Annotated in this window: 16 protein-coding genes; 3 read left to right on the top strand and 13 right to left on the bottom strand. The window is 72.0% G+C overall.

The window, feature by feature from the left end:
* The 4 genes from ACGF8B_RS41485 to ACGF8B_RS41470 all read right to left on the bottom strand — a co-directional run.
* A partial coding sequence (locus ACGF8B_RS41485; protein ID WP_281179312.1) for a biotin carboxylase N-terminal domain-containing protein occupies positions 1-96 on the bottom strand: 96 nt, incomplete at its 3' end.
* 23 nt (positions 97-119) lie between these two features.
* Positions 120-374 (bottom strand): acyl-CoA carboxylase epsilon subunit, encoded by a 255-nt coding sequence (locus ACGF8B_RS41480; protein WP_392748044.1) that lies wholly within the window; start codon positions 372-374, stop codon positions 120-122.
* A complete protein-coding gene (locus ACGF8B_RS41475) occupies positions 371-1,930 on the bottom strand; it encodes an acyl-CoA carboxylase subunit beta (RefSeq protein WP_392748046.1) in 1,560 nt (519 codons plus the stop codon). The genes ACGF8B_RS41480 and ACGF8B_RS41475 overlap by 4 nt, the downstream gene beginning before the upstream one ends.
* A 128-nt stretch (positions 1,931-2,058) precedes the next feature.
* A complete protein-coding gene (locus ACGF8B_RS41470) occupies positions 2,059-3,435 on the bottom strand; it encodes an MFS transporter (RefSeq protein ID WP_392748042.1) in 1,377 nt (458 codons plus the stop codon).
* A 216-nt stretch (positions 3,436-3,651) separates the two neighbouring features.
* On the opposite strand from ACGF8B_RS41470, the gene ACGF8B_RS41465 reads away from it, so the two are divergent.
* Positions 3,652-6,129 (top strand): AAA family ATPase, encoded by a 2,478-nt coding sequence (locus ACGF8B_RS41465; RefSeq protein WP_392748041.1) that lies wholly within the window; start codon positions 3,652-3,654, stop codon positions 6,127-6,129.
* A gap of 222 nt (positions 6,130-6,351) precedes the next feature.
* Here ACGF8B_RS41465 and ACGF8B_RS41460 read toward each other — a convergent pair whose 3' ends face one another.
* Positions 6,352-6,549 carry a hypothetical protein gene (locus ACGF8B_RS41460; protein WP_392748040.1) on the bottom strand — a complete coding sequence of 66 codons (198 nt, stop codon included), beginning with the start codon at positions 6,547-6,549 and terminating at the stop codon, positions 6,352-6,354.
* 210 nt (positions 6,550-6,759) lie between these two features.
* Between ACGF8B_RS41460 and ACGF8B_RS41455 the strand changes: the two genes are divergently transcribed.
* A complete protein-coding gene (locus ACGF8B_RS41455) occupies positions 6,760-7,722 on the top strand; it encodes a hypothetical protein (protein ID WP_392748038.1) in 963 nt (320 codons plus the stop codon).
* A gap of 313 nt (positions 7,723-8,035) precedes the next feature.
* The gene (locus ACGF8B_RS41450) at positions 8,036-8,893 is read left to right on the top strand and encodes an AfsA-related hotdog domain-containing protein (protein ID WP_392748036.1); all 858 of its coding nucleotides are present in this window, start codon (positions 8,036-8,038) and stop codon (positions 8,891-8,893) included.
* Here ACGF8B_RS41450 and ACGF8B_RS41445 read toward each other — a convergent pair.
* From ACGF8B_RS41445 to ACGF8B_RS41410, 8 genes are all read right to left on the bottom strand, one after another.
* Positions 8,873-9,763 (bottom strand): 4'-phosphopantetheinyl transferase family protein, encoded by an 891-nt coding sequence (locus ACGF8B_RS41445; RefSeq protein WP_392748034.1) that lies wholly within the window; start codon positions 9,761-9,763, stop codon positions 8,873-8,875. The two genes, ACGF8B_RS41450 and ACGF8B_RS41445, sit on opposite strands and share 21 nt — an antisense overlap.
* Positions 9,763-10,002, bottom strand: a complete 240-nt coding sequence (locus tag ACGF8B_RS41440) for an acyl carrier protein (protein WP_392748033.1) — start codon at positions 10,000-10,002, stop codon at positions 9,763-9,765. Before ACGF8B_RS41440 ends, ACGF8B_RS41445 begins: the two co-directional genes overlap by 1 nt.
* Positions 9,995-11,932, bottom strand: coding sequence for an HAD-IIIC family phosphatase (locus ACGF8B_RS41435; protein ID WP_392748031.1), 1,938 nt, complete (start codon positions 11,930-11,932; stop codon positions 9,995-9,997). The genes ACGF8B_RS41440 and ACGF8B_RS41435 overlap by 8 nt, the downstream gene beginning before the upstream one ends.
* A complete protein-coding gene (locus ACGF8B_RS41430) occupies positions 11,929-12,984 on the bottom strand; it encodes a 3-oxoacyl-ACP synthase III family protein (RefSeq protein WP_392748029.1) in 1,056 nt (351 codons plus the stop codon). Before ACGF8B_RS41430 ends, ACGF8B_RS41435 begins: the two co-directional genes overlap by 4 nt.
* A complete protein-coding gene (locus ACGF8B_RS41425; RefSeq protein ID WP_392748027.1) occupies positions 12,981-15,938 on the bottom strand; it encodes a type I polyketide synthase in 2,958 nt (985 codons plus the stop codon). Before ACGF8B_RS41425 ends, ACGF8B_RS41430 begins: the two co-directional genes overlap by 4 nt.
* Positions 15,935-16,222, bottom strand: coding sequence for an acyl carrier protein (locus ACGF8B_RS41420; protein ID WP_266695061.1), 288 nt, complete (start codon positions 16,220-16,222; stop codon positions 15,935-15,937). Before ACGF8B_RS41420 ends, ACGF8B_RS41425 begins: the two co-directional genes overlap by 4 nt.
* Positions 16,223-16,283: 61 nt before the next feature.
* Complete coding sequence (locus ACGF8B_RS41415) at positions 16,284-18,056, bottom strand: acyl-CoA dehydrogenase (RefSeq protein WP_392748026.1); 1,773 nt, start codon at positions 18,054-18,056, stop codon at positions 16,284-16,286.
* Entirely contained in the window at positions 18,053-19,894 is a 1,842-nt protein-coding gene (locus ACGF8B_RS41410; protein WP_392748024.1) for a fatty acyl-AMP ligase, read from the bottom strand. The genes ACGF8B_RS41415 and ACGF8B_RS41410 overlap by 4 nt, the downstream gene beginning before the upstream one ends.
* Positions 19,895-19,942 lie beyond the last annotated feature (48 nt).

Below are 19,942 nucleotides of genomic sequence, written 5' to 3'. Positions count from 1 at the left end.
CGCGTAGACGGCCACGCTCCCGATCCCGGCATCCCGGCATGCCCGAGCAACACGGACAGCAATTTCGCCACGGTTGGCGATGAGCACCTTGCGCAGGCGCGGCTTCGGCGGGTGTGCGGTCACGATGCCCACGCTCCCGGGGCCGGGAACGGTCCGGCGAGGTGCTGCCAGCGGGTGCGTGCCGCCGCCTCGGCACTGTTCGGTCCGGGCCGGTCCGTGCGGTGTCCGGCGCTCTGCGCGTGTGCCTGCGCGCGGGCGGCGAGGACGGTGGCGAGGGCTGCCACCTCGTCGAGGCTCGGATTGCCGCGGATGATCCGGACGGAGGCCAGTGCGAGGGCTGTTGCCGGGCCGCTCCCGGTTTCCCCGGCCGTCACAACGGCAGGTTCCCGTGCTTGCGTCCCGGGAGCGGGACATGCTTGGTCCGGAGCATCGACAGTGCGGCGATGAGCCTGGTGCGCGTGTCCGCGGGGTCGATCACATCGTCCACCAGGCCGCGCTCCGCCGCGTAGTACGGGTGCATCAGCTCGGTCTCGTATTCCTTGATCTTCTGCGCCCGTACGGACTCGGGGTCCGCCGCGGCCGCTATCTCCCGGCGGAAGATCACGTTCGCGGCACCTTCCGCGCCCATGACGGCGATCTCGTTGGAGGGCCAGGCAAGGGCGACGTCGGTACCGATCGATCGGGAGTCCATGACGATGTAGGCACCGCCGTACGCCTTGCGCAGGACGAGGGAGATGCGCGGCACGGTGGCGTTGCAGTACGCGTAGAGGAGTTTGGCGCCGTGCCGGATCACTCCGCCGTGTTCCTGGTCGACGCCGGGGAGGAAGCCGGGCACGTCCACCAGGGTCACGAGCGGGATGCTGAACGCATCGCAGAACTGGACGAAGCGGGCGGCCTTCTCGGACGCGTGGATGTCGAGGACGCCCGCGAGCGCGGCCGGCTGGTTGGCGACGATGCCGGCCACCTGGCCGCCGAGGCGGGTGAACGCGCAGACGACGTTGCGCGCCCAGTCGGCGTGGACTTCGAAGAACTCGCCGTGGTCGACGACCTCGGTGATGACGTCGCGCATGTCGTACGACTGGTGGGGCTCCGCGGGCACCAGGTCGAGCAGGCGCTCGCACCTGCGGTCGGCGGGGTCGTCGGGGTCGGCGGCGGGCGGCAGCTCGCGGTTGTTCGACGGGAGGAGCGACAGCAGGTGGCGGACGTCTTCGAGACAGCTCTCCTCGTCGTCGTACGCGAAGCCCGCGACGCCCGACACGGCGGCGTGGCTGTCGGCTCCGCCGAGCCGCTCCTGGGTGACGTGTTCGCCGGTCACGGCCTGGACGACGTCCGGTCCGGTGATGAACATCTGGGAGGTGCCGCGGACCATGAACACGAAGTCGGTCAGGGCCGGGGAGTACGCGGCGCCGCCGGCGCACGGGCCGAGAACCACCGATATCTGCGGGATGACGCCGGAGTTGCGCACGTTGCGGGTGAAGATGCCGCCGTATCCGGCCAGTGCGGTGACGCCCTCCTGGATGCGGGCTCCCGCGCCGTCGCACAGGCCGACGACGGGGCTCCCGGCGGCCTGTGCCAGGTCCATCACCTTGTGGATCTTCTGGGCGTGGGCCTCACCCAGTGCTCCACCGAAGATGCGGAAGTCGTGGGCGTAGGCGAAGACGGTACGGCCGTGCACGTGTCCCCAGCCGGTCACCACTCCGTCGCTGTGGGGCCTCTTGTCCTCAAGGCCGAATCCGGTGGCCCGGTGTCGGCGCAGCCCTTCGATCTCGACGAACGATCCCTCGTCGAAGAGCAGTTCCAGGCGCTCGCGTGCGGTCAGTTTGCCCTTGGCGTGCTGTGCCTCGGTGGCCTTCTCGCTGGGGCCTCGTTCCGCTTGCCGGTGCAGTACGGCGAGTTCCGCCGTGCGCTCACGCAGGGAGGCGTGGCGCACGGCCGTGGGCCGCGGCGACGGCTCCGCGCTCTTCACCGGCCTTTCCTCGACGATGCTCAATGCAGGACCCTTTCGACACAGGTGCGCTGGTTCGGTGGGTGGCGCGGCACCGAGCGTCGGCCGGGTTCCTAAAGCCGGGGTTGTGCGACCTCGCCCCGCTCGCGGTGGGCCCTCGGTGCGGGGGCCGCGGTGCGGTAGCCGCGCAGGAGGAAGAGACCGGCGACCGTGACGAGGGCGGGCAGCAGTGTCATCCCGGCCAGTACTCCCCATTCGGCCGTGGTCGTCTGGTGGGCGGATTCACCGGTGTCCGAAGAGACGTAGCCGAAGAGCTGGAGGACGAGGGCGAACAGGAAGGGTCCTGCGGCGACGCCGAGTGCTTCGCCCCCGCTGAAGAGCCCGGACAGGATGCCGGCCCGGCTGCGGCCGGTGCGTGCGGTGTCGGCTGCCGTGGTCTCGGCCAGCATGGCGTAGAGGAAGAGGAGCTGGCCCGCGTGTCCGGTGCCGACGAGGAGGAGAACGGCAGGCGCCCAGAACGGCGGCAGGGCGGGTGTCGCGGCCAGCATCAGGCATCCGCCGCCGAAGAGGGCCGAGGCGGCGACGAGTGAAGCGCGCTGTCCGTGGCGGGCTCCGATGCGGGTCCACAGGGGGGTGACGAGGAGGTTGGGCACGACGAAGGCGGCGACGAGGACCGGGGTCAGGCCGGGGTCGTGCAGGATGTGTTCGGCGAAGTAGGGTCCGGCGGCGAGCAGGCAGCCGGTGGCGACGACCTGGACGGTCGTCGTGCGCAGCAGGGCGGCGAAGGACGGGTTGTCGCGGAGTGCTTCGAACCGGCGGGGGGCCGGTGTCCGGTCGGTGGCGGGTGGCGGATGCCCGGGGCCGGGTGCGGTGGTGCGGGGCGGGCGTGCCGTACCGAGGTGGACGCCCAGGGTGCCCGCGGCGATGACCGCCGCGCCGAAGAGGCCCGCCCAGCGGTGTCCGTCGATGCCTCCGCCGCCCGCTTCGACGACTGCCGGGCCCGCCGATCCGACGGCCAGCGCGGCGACCGCTATGCCCGCCACCCGGCCCGACACCAGGCGTATCCGGTCGTGCGGGGTGTGCGCGATGTCGGCCGGCAGCGCGGCGTAGGCGGCCTGGAAGAAGGCGAAGGCCGTGGCGGTGAGGAGGAAGCCGAGACCGGTCCACACCATGCCGGCGGTGCCGTCGGCGACACCGCTGAGCATGGCGGCGAAGGCGGCCGTGGCGCTCAGGCCACCGCCCAGGACATAGCTGCGCCGGCTGCCCCGTCGGCGGTACGTGCGGTCGCTGGTGCGGCCCGCGAACGGGGCGAGCAGTACCGCCCACGCCTTGGGGATCAGGATGACCGCGCCGGCGAGGGCCGCGCTCACGCCGAGGGTGTCGGTGAGGTACGGCAGGAGCAGGAGCCCCGGAAGGGTGGTGAACGTACCGGTCACCAGGGACCCGCAGGCGTAGCCGAATCGCAGACGGGTGCTGTTCCCGGTTGCCACTTTCGTTCCTCCGCGGGATAGGGACAGTGCACGCGCGAACGCGACCGAGCGTGGGTCCGCGGCGGGCGGCGCGCCAGTCGGGGTTTTCCCTGCGGGTGTGCTCGGAGATGCGCCGGGTGCCGGTGTGGCGAAAAACGGCCGGGGGCTGTCGGAATCGCGGCCCTTGGGCATTCTTCCTGGGGTTTTCAGCGGCGCCGGGATCCTTTGTTCGATTGCGTGGGACGGCGATTCAGGGTTCTCCCCGACATTACGTGCGGTGGCCGGGATCTTCCGCCGTACTTTCTGCCAGGCAACCTGTGGACAGCGGGCCGCACTTGGGTCGTGTCGCACGATGAGCCAGCCTTTCGTGACGGATATCCACTCGGGGAGGCTGGTGTGCCGGAGGCGGCGTCGGCGTTCGGTGCGTCTGCCGGTACTGGTGGACCCTCGGCGTCTCGAAGTCATGAACTCGACTTGTTGCGTCGTTGGTTGGGACTTTCCAGGGATTCGGCGCAGTTCGTCCGGATCAGTGGTGAGCCGGGGGTCGGCAAATCCCATCTGCTGCGGCGGTTGATGCGATCGGCGCGGCGGGACGGCTGGGTGGTGGCCGCGGGCCGGGCTCCCCGTGCCGGTGCGACCCGTCCCTTCGACGCGGTCGTCGACGCGCTGGACGATCTGCTGGCCCGTGCCGACGGGTCGCTGTTCGAGCTGCTCGGGGAGACGGCCACCCGGCATCTGGCCTCGGTCTTCCCGGCCCTGAGCACGTACGGGCCAATCCCGGGGCCGGTGGATCACTACGCGGTGTCCAGGGCCGTGCGGGCGGCGCTCGCGCACCTCGCCCGGGAGGGTGGCGGGCTGCTGTTCGTGGTGGACGACGCGCACCGGGCGTGTCCGCACGCCGTGGAGTTCCTGGAGCACCTGGTCCGGCATCCGCCGGATGCCCCGGTGCTGACCGTGCTCGCCCATCGGCCCGCGCCCGCGGGGCGGCATCCGGCGACCTTGACCGACGCGTCCGCGGACCTCCATCATCTGCGGCTGTCACGGCTGCCCGACGGTCTGCTGCGCTCGCTGCTGCCCGCGCGGGTGGGGCCGGTGGCGGCGGCCGTCGCGCTGCGCGACGCCGCGGGGGTGCCGGGGCTGCTGGCCACGCCCCGGGGTGGCGTCGGTTCCCGGCCGGGCGGCACGGCACCGGGCCCCGGCCTGTACAGCGTGCTGGAACTGGCCACGGGGGTACCGCCGGTGGTGGCGTCCGGGACGCGGGGGCCCGACCTCCACTGCCTGTCGTCGCTGGGCTGGCGCACCGCGTGTGCGGCGGCACTGGTCGGTGATCCGTTCCTTCCCGAGGTGGTCGCCGAGACGGCGGCGCTGCCGTTGCCCGATGTCCTGCGCGGTCTGGACGAGTTGTACACCGAGGGCGTGGTGGTGCCCGAGGGCCAGGGGCGGCGTTTCCGTTTCGTCCGGCCGGCGCTCAGGGCGCGCGTCCATCACGCGTCGGGGGCGGGCTGGCGGCATGCGGCGCGGGACCGGGCCGTCGCGGCGCTGCGTACCGCCGGTGACACGCTCGCCCTGGCCGCGCACCTCGTGCACGCCGAGGACCTGACGGCGGACGACGTGCAGGTCCTGGCCCTTGCCGCGCGGAGGGGTGTTTTCTGGCAGCCGGAGCGTACGGTGCTGGCGCTGCGGCGGGTCGTCGCGGTGACGGGTGATACGCCGGAGTGGTCGTTGCTGAGGGCGAAGGCCCTCGTCGTGGCGGGGCGGCCCGACGAGGCCGAGCGGGTCCATGCCCGGGAGTGGCAGCGGGTGACGGCAGCGTGTACGGGGGCCGACGCGGTGGATGCCGTGGTGTGGCGGGCGCGTGCCCTCCGGCTGCTGGGCAGGTTCACACAGGCGCGGGAACTGCTCGGCACGGAGGGGCTCTCCGGTTCGGTGGCGGTGCGGGCCGAGCTGCTGGCGCTGGCGCTCGAACAGGAGCAGGTCCCTGGTGCCGGCTCCGGCGGGGCCGTCGTGGACCTGGGCGGTGCCAGGGACGCCGTGGCGGAGGGCCGTGCGGACGAAGATCCGTGCGTACGGTTCCACCTGACGGCTCTTCTCGCGGCTGCGGACGCCGTCGCCGGCCGGGCGGCCGCGGCGCGGGTCGCCGCCGAGCGCGCCGATCTGCTGCTGGGTGCGGTGGAGGGGGCGCGGATGGCCGCGTGGCTGGAGGCCTACCGGTGGCTGGGTGAGGCGGAACTGCGTCTCGGCCGGGCGCGCCGGGCGGTTGTTCTCTTCGAGCGGGGCTTTGACGCGGCGCTCCGATTCGGGCAGGGGCATGTGCTGGCGCCGTTGGCGCTCGGGCTCGGGCGGGCCCATCTGGAGAACGGTGAGAAGAGCTCTGCCGTGTTCCACTCGGAGATCGCCGCGGAATCCGCCGGAATATTCGGCCGCAACTGGCTGGCACCTGCCGCCGAGTCCATTTCCCTGAAAGCCGCCCGGGATTCGGATGACCATTCGGCCGGGACTCCGCTTTCCGTCATCAGCGATCGCGAGAGGGAAATAGCCGATCTGGTCGGAGCGGGCTACACGAATCAGCGGATAGCCGCTCTGCTCAGTATCAGCACGAAGACCGTGGAAACTCATATGAGTCGGATATTCAAAAAACTCGGGCTGAATTCACGGGCAGCCTTGGCGCACACAATCGGCCGGGATTCCCTGCACCATTGCTTTCACCAGAGGTAAACATTTGTCCCACACATGGGAAAGGCCCCGTCGCCGGGCACTGAGGCCGGGCGACGGGGCCACGCGAGCGGCTCCGACCGGGCGGGGGAGTCCGGCAGCCGACATCGGAGCCGACCTTCCTCCCCACCGCTAGCGGCCGACTAAAGCCGCAGTACGGCGGCGAGGTCGGGGTTCCGGCCCTCCCCGGACCCCGGAACTCCGACCTCGCCGACCTCGTTCACGTCACGGGCAGGCGGAGCCCCACTGGTCGTCCTGTACACACAGCATTTTGATGCCGCCCGCCATCACGCCCACTTCCGCCGAGGCCTTCGATACATCCGGAGTCGATGCCTCCGCCAAGCCTGCGTCAAGACTTCCTAAAATCACAAACGCTGCACATGCTGCTACCACTGATTTACCAAGTATGCCCTTGTTCATCATTGCCCCCTAGCTTGTTGTCCGGCGCTTGCAAGAAGAAGCCTGCCCGCCACTCAAGCCAGTTCCAAGTGATTCTCGATGGCGTAGAGTTGCCTGGCAGCTTGTCCCATTCCGCATCTAGGAGTTACCGCGAAGATGAGCGAAAGTTCCCTTTCCGGACCAAGCTCCGATGAACTCGACGGCAGGTGCGCAACGGCTTACCAGCGAGCGGTCATGCTGGGACGCTTCGATCACGAACAGATTGCCCACGCGCTGGGTGTGCCGACCGAAGAGATCAACTGCATAGCGCAGACACTGTCGGAACTGAGCCTGCTGCACCCCATGCCCGGCGAGCCCGGCACTCTGGTCCCGGTCAGCCCGGACGCCGCCGCCGCCGACCTGGTGGGACCGACCGAGCAGCAGATCCGGGAGTTGCAGCAGGCGGTCACCGACGTCCGGACGCGGATGCGCTCGCTCCAGCCCGCCTACTTCGAGAGCCGGCGGCGCCGCAACCAGGCCGAGGCGTTCGACGTGATCAGCGACATCAGCGTGCTCCAGGCCATGCTCGACGACTGGGGGGCCCGCTGCCGCACCGAGGTCCTCACGGCCCAGCCGGGCGGCCCCCGCCCCTCGCGGTACCTGGACAACGCGCGCCCGCTCACCCTGGCCCGGCTGGCGCGCGGAGTACAGGTCAGGCACCTCTACCAGCACACCGTGCGCAGCGACCTGGCCACCACGTCGTACGTGCGCGTGGTGACCGGGGCGGGCGCCGAGGTCCGCACCACGGACGAGCTGATCGACCGCATCGTCATCTACGACCGCGAAGTGGTGTTCCTGCCCGAGCGCGTGGACGACCGCCCGCCGGGCGCCGTCGTCGTACGGGAACCGACCCTGGTGGCGTTCCTCTGCAAGGTGTACGAGCACCTGTGGGACACCAGCACGCCCTTCGCCCCGGACACCGAGACACAGCCGGCCGTGGCCGACGACCTGAAGCGGTCGATCATCAAGCTCATGGCCCAGGGCCACAAGGACGAGCTGGTGGCGCGCCGGCTGGGCATGTCGGTCCGCACCTGCCGCCGGTACATCTCGCAGATCATGGAGGAGGTGGAGTCCACCAGCAGGTTCCAGGCCGGTGTCAACGTCGCCCTGTCCCGGCTCCTGGACGGGGCGCACGGCCCCGCCCCGCAAGTGGACTAGTGGCCTGATCCAGACGAGCGGCCCCAGGGCCCGTCGCCCTGTCCGGCGGTGTTCGCGAGGGACAAGGCCTGCCGGGAGGGGCACTAGGTGTCCCGCAGCAAGCTGTCACCGGCCGGGGCTGGTTCGGGATGGCTGATTCCATGCACTCTCGTTGAACCGTGTTCGAACACGGTTCGCACGAAACGGGGGCGGACGCATGGCTCGATCGACAGATGGGGAGCGGCGGGGGACGGGGACCGTCCGGCATCTCATACACCGGCCGCGCTCCTGGCTGCATCCTGTTCCTCCGGGGCCGGATGTCGAGGAGGAGTTCGTGCTCTCCGGTGCGCTTCCCGCGGGGCACTCCTTGTTCAACGACGGTCCCGGCCGTCATCACGATCTGCAGGCGACCGCCGAAATGGTGCGCGAGGCAGGTGAGTTCATCGGGCACACGCACTTCGGGGTGCCGCCGGCCCGGGTGGGGATCTTCTACCGGTTCGATCTGCGCGCCGATGATCTGACGCACTGGCGCGTCGGGCGGGCGCCGGCCCAGCTCGACCTGGAGCTGCGCGTGCGTCCCGACAAGGTGGTCGACGACGTGCCGCGGGTACTGGACTTCCTCGTCGCGCCGCGCATCGACGACGTGCCGTGCGGAAGCGGGTCGGCGAGCCTGGTGTTCCTGGCGCCCGTGGTGCACCGCAGTCACCGGGAGCGCTCCCGCGCGGCGGTGCTCGCGGAGGCCGGGCGCGAGGGGCCCGGCCGGCTGCCGGACGCCCCGGTCACCCCCGGCGACGTGGGGCGCGGCTCCCCCGGCAACGTTCTGCTGCACCGCCCGGAGACACCGGGCCACGGACGGCTGTCCGCTCAGGTGCGGTTGCCCGCGGCTTGGTCGTCCGGGGCCGCGGAGGGCGACCCCGCCCCCGCCCATGTGCTGCTGGAGGCGCTGCGCCAGACGGCGTTGCTGGCCGCCGGGCACGCCTACGCCCTGAAGCCGGCGCACAGCACGCTCGCCTCGCTGCAGGTGCACTTCCGCGGCTACGCGGAGCCCGATCTGCCGATGCGCTGCACCGCGGTGTGGGACAGGCTGGGCAAGGACGGGGAGGGCCGCCGTACGGTGCCGGTCGGGCTGAGCCTCGTCCAGGCCGAGCGGGCGGTGCTGGAGGCCACCGCGTCAGTGGTGGAGGACCTGTGACCAGTAGTCGTGCGACCACTCCCCTTCCAGCGCCTCGTTGAGGGCCGCGACGGCGTCGGCGTCGAGCATGGTGGTGATCTCGGCGTCGAGGGTGCGGCCGAGCCCCGCGTCGTAGACGGCGGTGCTGATGCAGAAGTCCAGCCCGTCGCTGTCGAGCAGATAGGTGCGGAACGTCCACTCGTCGCCCGATCCGGGAGTGCCGTCGGGCCGGTGCACCTGGGTCGGCCGGCCGTCGGCGCCGAATCCGAACTCGGTGAACCGGAACTGCAGTCCCTGGCCGATCGCCTTGCTGTAGGCCTCCTTCAGGGTCCACAGCCGCACCAGACAGGGGTCGCGCTCCGGGACCGGCAGTCCGGAGACGATCAGTCGCTCGTGCGGGGTGCAGATCTGCCGGTCCAGGCCCCGGCTGTAGATCTTGCGGTCCGCGCGCTCCGCGTCGACGCCGATCAGGCCCCGGGTGGTCAGTCCGACCAGCAGGAGGTCGTCGGTGTGGCTGAGACTGATGTCGATCTGGTCGCAGCCGCGCAGGTACGGGCGCCCGGTCGGCCCGTACATCAGCTCCAGGTCCCGGGCGTCGGCCCGCAGCGCCGCGGCCGCCGCGTACTTGAGGAGGCGCCGGGACGCCGCGTACCGGCCGCGCATCTCCTCATGGGTGATGTCGCGGTAACGGGCCCAGTCCCGGCCGAGGACGGCGCGCAGTTCGGCGCCGTCCGGGTCCTGGGGCCGCCAGTCGGTGAACCGTCCGTGCACCAGGGCCGTGCCGTGGGTCCGCAGGTCGTTGCGCACCTCGGCCCCGTTGGCCTCCGGGGCGGTCGACGCGATGGGGTCGCCCAGCGGCTGCGGGAGGTGGGGGCTTCCCGGGGTGTTCATCACAGGTCCGTCCGTCCGGCACCGACCAGGCGGTGGATCTCGCGCAGGCTGCGGGCCCGGAACACTCCGGCCACCGGGATCCGCCGCCCCGTCTCCCGTTCGACGAGCCCGACGAGGCGCAGCAGGTGGACCGAGTCCCAGGAGGGCAGGGTGTCGAAGTCCGCGGCCGCCTCGGCCTCGGTCAGGACGAGGCCCAGTTCGTCGCGGATCAGACCGAGGAAGTCGGCGAACTCATCCATGGCGCTCCTGTCGTTGATCCACACGTTCGTCATCCGGCCCTCCGATTCGGACATCGAGGGTCAAGTGCCCGGGTACGGGCGGGAGTTCGCCGAGGTCGTGCCGGAACCACCGCTCGTTTCCACCGCCGGGCTCCTCGGTGAACCCCGAGGAGGGGTAGAGAGCGCCGGCCCTGCCGTTGCTGTTCGTCGCCCGGTAGCGGGCTCTGACCAGGGGGAACCCCCGGGCCTTGGCGTGACCGAGTACGGCGGCGAGAGCGCCGTCCTCGATGCCGCGGGCCAGTGCCCGGCAGCTGAGCAGCATGTTGTCGATGTGCAGGGCGTCCTCGGCGTCGTGGGTGAGGACCGCGCCGACGAGACCGCTGTCGCCGTACCGGTCGTTCACCCGGACGGCGAGCACCCCGCGGCCCGGTTCGGCGACCATGGCGGCGACCCGGTCCAACGGGATCCGTTCCCCGGTGAGGTTGAACTGGTTGGTGCGCATGGAGAGTTGGGAGAGGCGTGGTACCTCGTGGGGTTCCGGTGGCGAGATCCGGACCACGGTGCCGAGTTCGTTCAGGTACTCCTCGTACGACCCGGAGTGCTCCCGGAGCTCGGTCCGGGCCTCCGCCTCCCGGTAGCGGGTGGTGCGGGCCCGGTCGTCGTCGGTGAGCCGGGGGGTGTCGAACCAGCCGTCCCGCAACAGGGTGTCCAGGTGCAGTGCCGGTTCGGAGCCGAGCGGGATCACGGCGGTGTGCGGGAGGTTGCGCCGGACCAGTCCGCGTTCCCGGGGCGAGTCGTCCATGAACACCAGGGCGTCCGTGGCGATGCCGAGGTGGGCGGCGATGTCGCGGAGGTTCTGGTCCTTGGGGTCCCAGTTGGCGTTGATCCGTACGAAGTCGTCGGGGCGCAGTGTCATGTCCGGGTGCTCGCGCAGCACCTGCTGGACGGGGCCGGGGTCGTTCTTGCTGCTGATCGCGAGGAGGACGCCCTGGGCGGCCAGTTGGCGCGCGCCGCGCTGCACCGCGCTGTACGGTCCGCCGAGGAGGCTTTCGCCGACGGCGATGCGGTCCGCTCCGGCCTCTCCCAGCACACCGCCCCAAAGGGTGTTGTCGAGGTCGAGGACCAGGCACTTGCTGGTCATGCCGCGCCGGGCCCTCAGGACGTGGACGGCTTCGCGGGCGTAGGCGGCGAAGAGGGTGTCGCCGAAGGGGGAGCAGGCGTAGGCGGCGAGCCGGGCGTCGCGGGCCGGCCCGATGTCGGCGATCAGCGGGTCCAGGTCGACGACGGCCACCGCCGGGTTCTCGTCGGTGAGCCGGAGCAGACGGGCGTTGAACTCCCGCCACACCGCGCCGAGCCGGGCCCGCTGCCGCTGGTCGATGATCTGCTGGGTGTGGCGGCGCAGCAGTGGCAGTGTGTTCAGGACCAGGGTGCCGGTGCCGTCGGTGGTGTGTGCGGTGACGACGGCGGTGATCCGGTCGGCCAGGCGGGCGCATGCCGCCTCGGCGTCGGCGGTCGTCCAGGGTGTGCCGAGTCCGGCGAAGACCGCCTCGGCGTCCAGCAGGCACAGGGTCAGGTCGGGTTTCGGGGCGCGCAGTTCGCTGTCGGGGGTGGTGAGGTCGCGCAGGTACGCGCCGTGGGTGCCGACGGTGTACCGGGCGAGCAGGCCGTGCCGGGCGAGTTCGGCGGTGAGCGCGTCGGGCAGTTGGGCGGTGGTCGAGCTTCCGGTGACCGCCACGGTGACGACCGGTGTGTCCGGGTGGTGGTCCAGGACGTCCTCGGCCCGGAGGGCGGCGAGCAGGCGTCCGCACCGCAGGAGTTCGGCGAGGATGTCGGCCGGTTCCCGGTCGGGTGTGTCGGTGATCTCCGCGAGCAGGCCGGTCACCTGCGGGTACTCGGAGGCCAGCCGCCCCGATGTGCTCAGTTCGCCCAGTCTGCGGAAGGGGGTGGTCATCTTTTCGGCTCCGCTTCTGCGTGCTTCTCCAGTGCCAGCCCGGCCCTGATCCATTTGCTGGACTCGACGACGACGGCGAGCGCTCGTTCTCCGCTCGCCATCTGCCGTACCAGTCGGTCGAGTTGCAGCAGCGGCAGGGCGTTGCCGGTGTTCCCGGTGTCCACCACGCAGGAGATCTCGCGGGCCGCGGGGACCGCGAGCGTTTCGACGATGCGTCGTGTCATCCGGGCGGAGAGCTGTGGCGGCAGCAGGAAGTCGAGGTCGTCGGGTGTCCAGCCGGCGGTGTCGAGGAGTTCCCAGCAGATCTCGCTCGCGAGGCCGGGCACGCAGTCCTCGATGGCCTTGTAGTCCTCGGACAGCATCGTCCGGCCGGGGGTGCGCCGCACCGGTCCGTCCCAGTCGATGATCTGGCCCGGCTGTCTGCCCCGGCCGGTGAACCGGTGGAGCAGCGCGCGCAGCCCGATGCCCTCGCCGTCGGGTCCGGCGCTCACCACGGCCGCGCCCGCGCCGTCGCCGAACAGGACGTAGTTGATGAGTTCCTGTGCCGGGAGGTCGGCCGGGGTGCGGTGCGGGTCGAGAAAGCGGGCGGTGACGTCGCCGCCGACGACGAGTCCGGTGCGGTGGCCGGAGGCGATCAGTGCCCGTGCGAGGTCCAGGGCCTGTACGGCTCCGGAGCAGCCGGCCTGGATCTGGTAGGTGGGCAGGTGGTCGAGGCCGAGCCGGTCCGCCACCTCGTTGGCCGTGGTGGGCAGCAGCCGGTCCGGGGTGGTGGTGGCCAGGACCAGGAAGTCCAGGTCCTGGAGGTCCGTCCCGGCCGACGCGGCGGCCCGGGCCGCCGCCTCGGTGCACAGGTCGGCGAGGGTGTGCAGGACCTCTCCGGTGCCGAGGTCCCAGCCGAAGTGGCGGGTGCGGGTGCCGACGAACAGGTCGGTCCATTCCGCACTGATCCCGAAGGCCTTGTCGAGCTGTTCGTTGTCGACGGGGTCGCCGGGCAGCGCGGTGCCGGTGCCGGCGATGTAGAGGGGGGCGCGGGCCACGCCGTCGGTCGTCATGTCCTGGCTCCCGCGCTGGTCCAGTCGCTGAGGAAGTCGGCCAGGGAGCCCACCGAGCGCAGTGCGGGCAGCAGTTGCTGCACGGTGACGCCTTCCGTCTGCGGAAGCCGGTGCTCGATCCGGTCCTTGAGCTGCATGATCATCACCGAGTCGAATCCCAGGTCGGCGTAGAGCCGGGTCTGTCGCCGGACCCGTTCGGGTGGGTACTCCCCCACTTCGACGATCGCTTCGATCACCGCGTCGAGCACCGGGTCGAGCACCGGGTCGCTCTCCTCGGCGGGTGGTCCGGCCGTGGCGGCGGTCGTGGCTGCGGGAGGCTGGGGGGCGGCCGTCTCCGGGGCCCGGTCCGGGCGCCGCGGCACCGTCTGCCAGAAGGTGTGCTCGGTGGAGAAGGCATAGGGGGCGAGGCATTCGGTGGTGCGCCGCGCCGGTTCGTACAGGGCCTGCCACCGCGGTTCGACGCCGGCCCGGTACAGGGTCGCGACGGTCTCGGCGAAGTCCCGGGCGGTCGCCTCCCTGCCGGGGACCGGGAGCAGCAGGCGTACGCCGGAGGGCAGGCCGGCGCGCTCGGCGAGCTGTACGAGCTGGGGGCCGGGCCCGATCTCGACGAGGCAGGCGGGCATGGTTTCGGCCATGAGGTCGTCGAGCGCCTCGGCGAAGAGCACCGGCCGGGCCGCCTGTTCCTTCCAGTACCCGGCGTCCAGGGGCCGGTCGCCGAGCATGTGCCCGTAGCGGGTGGAGGCCATGGGGATGCGGGGTGCGGTCGCGTCGATCCCGGCGGCCTCTTCGGCGAAGCGGTCCAGGGCCGGGGCCATCAGCGGGGAGTGGAAGGCGTGCGAGACCCGGACCCGGCGGGTACGGACGCCTCTCTCGTGCAGCTGCGCGGCGATCCGGTCGAGGCCGTCGGTCTCGCCCGACAGCACCGTGTCGGCCGGGCCGTTGACCGCGCCGACGGTGACGCGCGGCTCGTTGGCGAGCAGTTCGACGAGGTCGTCCGGCCCGGCCCGTACGGCCAGCATCCCGCCGCCGTCGGGGAGCCGCTCCATGAGCGCGGCCCGGCGGGCGACGAGACGGGCGGCGTCCTCCAGGCCGAGCGCACCGGCGGCGACGGCGGCGGCGAACTCGCCGACGCTGTGTCCCAGGACGGCATCGGGTTCGACTCCGAGGTCGCCGAGCGTGCGGAAGAGGGCGTAGCCGACGGCGAACAGGGCGGGCTGGGCCCAGCCGGTGCGGTGTACGGCCGGGTCCTCGTCGAGGATCAGGTCCCGTACGGACCCGTCGAGGTGGGGTGCCAGTGCCTCGTCGGCGGTGTCCAGGTGGTGCCGGTAGGAGGCGCAGTCGCGGTACAGGCCGCTGGTCATGCCGGGTTCCTGGATGCCCTGGCCGCTGAAGAGGAAGCCGATGGTCGGGGGGTGCACGGCCCGGTCGGCGATTCCGGCGCGCAGCCGTTCGTCGTCGGCCGCCGCCCGCAGCGCCGTGGCGAGCTCGGCGGTGTCGCGGGCGGTGAACGCGGCCCGGTAGGGCAGTCCCGTCTTGACCAGGTTGCTGTTCCAGCACACGGTGGCGGCGTCGCCGCGGGGGCGGCGGGCCACGGCGTCGGCCTGGACGGCGAGGTTGCGGCGCAGGGCCTCGGGGGTGTTGGCGGAGACGGTGAACACTCCGACGGCGGGGCCGGCGCCCGTGCGGGGTACCGGGGTGCGGGGTTCGCGCGGGGCGGTGGCCAGGACGGCGTGGGCGTTGGTGCCGCCCATGCCGAAGCTGCTGACTCCGGCGAAGACCTCCTCGGCGGGCAGCCGTACGGGGGCCTTGAGCAGGCGCAGGCCGCGTTCGGCGAGCCTGAGCTGCGGGTTCTCACGGTTGGCGAACCGGCTGGCCGGCACGATCCGGTGGTGCAGGGCGAGCGCGACCTTGATCAGGCCCGCGATGCCGGCGGCTCCTTCGGTGTGGCCGAGGTTGCCCTTCACGGAGCCGATGCCGCACGGCTCCTCCCGTTGCACGGCGTGCAGTTCGCCGAGGGCGGCGCACTCGATGATGTCGCCGAGCGCCGTTCCGGTGCCGTGGGCCTCCACGAAGCGCACCTGTGACGCCGTGATCGCGGCCCGGCGGCAGGCGGCCGCGACGACTTCGCGTTGCGACCAGCGGTTGGGCGCGGTGACGCCGTTGCTGCGGCCGTCCTGGTTGACCGCGGTGCCGCGGATGACGGCGTAGATCCGCTGTCCGTCGGCCCGGGCGTCCGCCAGTCGCCGCAGTACCACGGCGCCCACGCCGTCGCTGCGCCCGATGCCGTCGGCGTCCGCGCTGAACGGCTTGCAGCGTCCGTCCGGTGCGGCCAGTCCCATGCGCGCGTAGACGAGACCGAGGGCCGGGGTGAGGACCAGGTTGACGCCCCCGGCGACGGCGGTGGAGCACTCTCCCGACAGCAGCGAGTTGACCGCCAGGTGGACGGCCACCAGCGACGAGGAGCAGGCGGTGTCGACGGCGAGGCTGGGGCCCTTGAGATCGAGGTGGTAGGAGATGCGGTTGGCGGTCATTCCGGAGCTGCTGCCGGCTCCGAGCTGGGGGGTGACCCGGGCGTAGTCGGACATGTGGAGCTGGGCCCATTCGGTGCCCATCACACCGACGAAGACACCGGTGTCGCTGCCGGCCAGTGCGGAGGGGGACCGTCCCGAGTTCTCCAGCGCCCGCCACGCGCACTGCAGGAGCAGCCGTTGCTGCGGATCCATCGCGGCCGCCTCGCGCGGCGAGACGGCGAAGAAGTCGTTGTCGAAGGTTGCGATGTCCTCGATGAAGCCGCCGTGTACCGACGCGTCGAAGCCGTGGCCGGCGCGGCGCTGTTCGGGCAGTTCACCGGTCGCGTCGCCGCCCCGGGTCAGCAGGTCCCAGTAGGCGTCGGCGTCGGGGGCACCGGGGAAGACGCAGTCCAGGCCGACGATGGCGACAGCGCCGGGGGTCATGGCCGCCGCCCGTCGGCGGGCGGCTTGACGCCGCGTTCGGCCAGGTGGCCGGCCAGGGCGGCGACCGTGGGATGGTCCCAGGCCAGGGTGGGGTCCACGGCGATGCCGAAGTCGTCCTCGACGTCGCCGCACAGGCTCAGCGCGCACACCGAGTCCATGCCGTACACGGCGAGCGGAACCGTCGGGTCGATGCTCTCCGGTGCCCGGTCCAGATAGACCGCCAGGCGGTCGGTGAGCCAGCCGTACAGGGAGGCCGCCGCCTTCGGCGGCGCGGAGAAGGTCATGCCGTGACTCCTCGGGGCTATGGGTCCGTCGTCGGCAGGCGGTCGTGCCGCCTCCCGGCGGTCAACCGGGTAGCGGTGTGTTGTACAGGTCGTAGCTGCGGCGGTCGCCGAACCGGGCCAGTACCTCCTGGTGGACGCGGGCCATGCATTCGGTGGGCAGGTCCACCGCGGGGGCGCCGAGCCGTCGGGCGATCCGGTGCAGTGCCGCGGTCGCCCAGGCGGGGTCGGCGAGGAAGGGGTCCGTCCCCTCGTGGCCGTGCCGCCACACGCCGAGGACGGCCGCGGCGGCGAGCACGAGGACGTACCGGTCGGTCAGGGCGAACCACGCGGGCCGCACCGGGTTGTGTTCGCTGACGGACGGCAGCGCCAGGATGCGGGTGCGCAGGTCGCGGAGTTCGTCGACCATCTGCTCGGCCAGGGCGCGCAGCGCGCGTTCGACGGGGTTGCGTCCGGTCAGTCCCGCGGCCGTCGCGACCAGGGAGGCGCTGAGGCTGTCCCGGCCGCTGGCGAGTGCGAGCCGGGGGTGGGAGAACGGAGGCAGCTGGGCTCCGGGGCGGAACAGGGCGGGGTCGGCGGGTTCCCCGGTGAACCAGTCACGGGCGAGCCGCTGGAGCTGCGGGATGATCGTCGTCTGGCAGGCCACGGTGCCGGCGTGACCGAGGCTGACGACCGGCACGTCCCGGATGTGCTTCTGGAAGATGCCGATCGTGCCGCCACGGGTGTAGAGCTGCGAGCCGAGCACGGTCGCCAGGTCGTACATCGTCTCGCTCAGGACGCGCGGCAGCAGTGCCTTGACGGCGGCGGAGTAGACGCTGGTCTCGGCCGGGTGCAGGTGCAGGGCGCGGGTGGCGACGACGGCGAGGCAGTCGTAGAACAGCAGGTTCACGAAGGCGTTGGCGAGGGTGGCCGCCGTGTGCTCGGGGTCCACCGGCGACAGTCCCCCGTCGCCGGGGCCCTGCATCCGGTCGACGAGCACGGCGGTGCGCAGGCTGGTGTCGACGGACGCGGCCACCAGCGCGGCGGTGAGGGTTCGGCTCATCTGGAAGGACCGCAGGGCGGTGGGGACTCCGCTGCCGGCCGGTCCGAGCAGGGCCTGCGCGGGCACCGGGCATTCGTCGAACTCCATGCCGTCCAGCTGACAGCCGCGCAGTCCGACCGACGGGCGGCGCGCGACGGCTCGGTACCGGTCGGCGGGCAGCGTGTGCGGGTCGAGCAGCAGCGCCGAGTGGCTCCGGCTGCCGACTCGTTCGTCGGTGCGGCAGAACAGCACCAGGGCATCGGCGCGGCGGGCGTTGTTGACGATGGTCTTGGCGCCGGTGACGTGCAGCCGGTCGGCCGACAGCGTCGCGCGGACCTGGCTGCGCACGAAGTCGTTGGTGTGGGCGGTCTCGTGCTGGGCGATGGCGGCCTTGGAACGCGAGCGCAGCAGTCCGGCCAGCCAGGTGCGCTGGGCCGTGCTGCCGGTCATCCACACGTCGGAGGCGGCCATGAAGGTGCTCATGCCGTATCCCATGCCGAGGGCCACGTCGCGGCGGAACACCGGTCGCATCACCCGCAGCAGCGTCTCCGCGGAGTCGAACCGGCCGCCCAGTTCGCGCGGTACGTACTCCAGGTGCATGCCGAAGTCGTCGAGCAGGTCCTCGGCGTCGGCGGACAGCACGGCGCGCCGGTCCGCGGAGAGCAGTGCGGCGAAGCCGACCGGGTTGCCGCGGGCCGCCGGGTCACCGAAGAGCTCCTCCAGTTCGACCGCGCGGTCCGGAACCGTTCCCGGTCCGCCGGGCGGGGCGGCGGCGGGGTGGGCCGGTGACCGCGGCGGTGCGGCGACGCCGCTCACCACGAGGTGTCCCGCCACCGTCCGCCGGCGGTGACCGTCAGCGGTTCGTCGATGGCCGGGTGCGGCTGGACGAGCCCCTGGACCTCGGGGTCGAGGACTTCGTACAGCGCGGACAGCTGTCCTTCCAGGAAGAGCTTGCGCATCAGGGTGCGCTGGACCTTGCCGCTGGTGGTGCGGCGCAGGGCGCCGGGGCGCAGCAGTACGACGTTGGCCGCGGGAACGTCGAAGTCCCGGCCGATCAGGGCCTGTACCCGGCAGGCGAGGGCCTGGAGCCGTTCCTGGTCGGCGTGGGGGGCGCGCACCTCCTGGACGACGACGAGCTGTTCGCGGTCGGCGCCCACCGTGAACACGGCGCCGTGGCCCGCGCCGAGCGCGGGGCTGGCTTCGCGCACCGCCCATTCGATGTCCTGCGGGTAGATGTTGCGGCCGTTGAGGATGATGACTTCCTTGAGGCGGCCGGTGACGTACAGTTCGCCGCCGTCGAGCACGCCGAGGTCGCCGGTGCGCAGGTAGCCGCCGTCGCCCCCGGCGAGGGTGGCGTGGAAGGTCTCGGCGGTCTCCAGGGGCTTGCGCCAGTAGCCCTGTGCCACGCTGTCGCCGCGCAGCCAGATCTCGCCGACGTGTCCGGCGGGCAGTTCGCCGCCGTCGACGGGGTCGACGATGCGGAGGTCGAAGTCGTCGGCGGTGCCACTGCTGACCAGGGTGCGGGCGCCGTGGCCGGTGACGGGGGCGCGCAGCGTGTCGCGTTCGAGGCCGGCTCCGTCGACGGTGAGCCAGCTGTAGGGGCGGCCGGGTGTGCCGCCCGACACCATGAGGGTGGCCTCGGCGAGACCGTAGGCCGGGTACACGGTATCGGCCCGCAGACCGGCGGCGCCGAAGCGGGCGGCGAAGGCATCCAGGGTCTGGGCCCGTACCGGTTCGGCGCCGTTGAGGGCCAGCCGCCAGTTCGTCAGGTCGAGGGTGGCGAGCTGTTCGTCGGTGACCCGGCGCAGGCACAGGTCGTAGCAGAAGTTGGGGCCGCCGCCGATCGTCACCCCGTGTTGTTCGATCATCTTCAGCCAGCGGACGGGCCGTTTGACGAAGGCGGTCGAGGACATCTGCACGGAGGCGCTGCCCAGCCACAGGGGGTGCAGCAGGTGGGCGATGAGGCCCATGTCGTGGTAGTGGGGCAGCCAGCTGCCGAACCGGTCGGCGGAGGTGGTGCGCAGGGCGCGCTGAATGGTCGCCTGGTTGGCGAGGAGGTTGCGGTGGCTGACCATGACGCCGCGCGGCTTCGAGGTGGAGCCGGAGGTGTACTGGAGGAACGCCAGGTCGTCGGGGCCGGTCAGCGGGGCCTTCCAGTCGCCCGGGTCGGTCCCGTCGTCGATGTCGGAGGCGAGGCAGACGACGTCCCCGCGGCCCGCGGTGGCGAGCCACAGCGACACCTCGGGAGCGTTGGCCATGTCGGTGAGAACCAGTTGCGCGCCGGTGTCCTTGATGATGCCGGTCACGCGCTGGAGGCGCTCGCCGCGGTCGCCGGGCAGCGGGGCCGGGACGGCGATCGCCCCGGCGTAGAGGCAGCCGATGAACGCCTTGAGGAAGTCCGGGCCCGGCGGGTGGAGCAGCAGTACGGGCTGGCCGGCGGCGCCGCGCTCGCGCAGCCGGACCGCCAGGGCCCGGGCGGCTCGGTCGAGTCCGGCGTACGTGAGGTGTTCCGCCGTGATGCCGGTGCCGGAGTCCCGCAGGAAGATGTGGGCGTCGTGGTGGGCCAGGCGCTGCGCCCGGTCGAGCATCAGCTGGGTGAACGTGCCGTGCCCGGTGTCGTCTCGTGTGGTGTCGGCGGTGCTGTTGCCGGTCATTCTCGACCCCCTCGTGGTGCGCTCGGGACCGGGGCGGTGTGTCGTGTC

Origin of the sequence: Streptomyces sp. NPDC047917, assembly GCF_043204345.1 — a bacterium.
GTDB classification, from domain to species: domain Bacteria; phylum Actinomycetota; class Actinomycetes; order Streptomycetales; family Streptomycetaceae; genus Streptomyces; species Streptomyces sanglieri.
The sequence above is the reverse complement of the archived record's forward strand: the minus strand, read 5'-3'. Positions and strand labels throughout refer to the sequence as shown.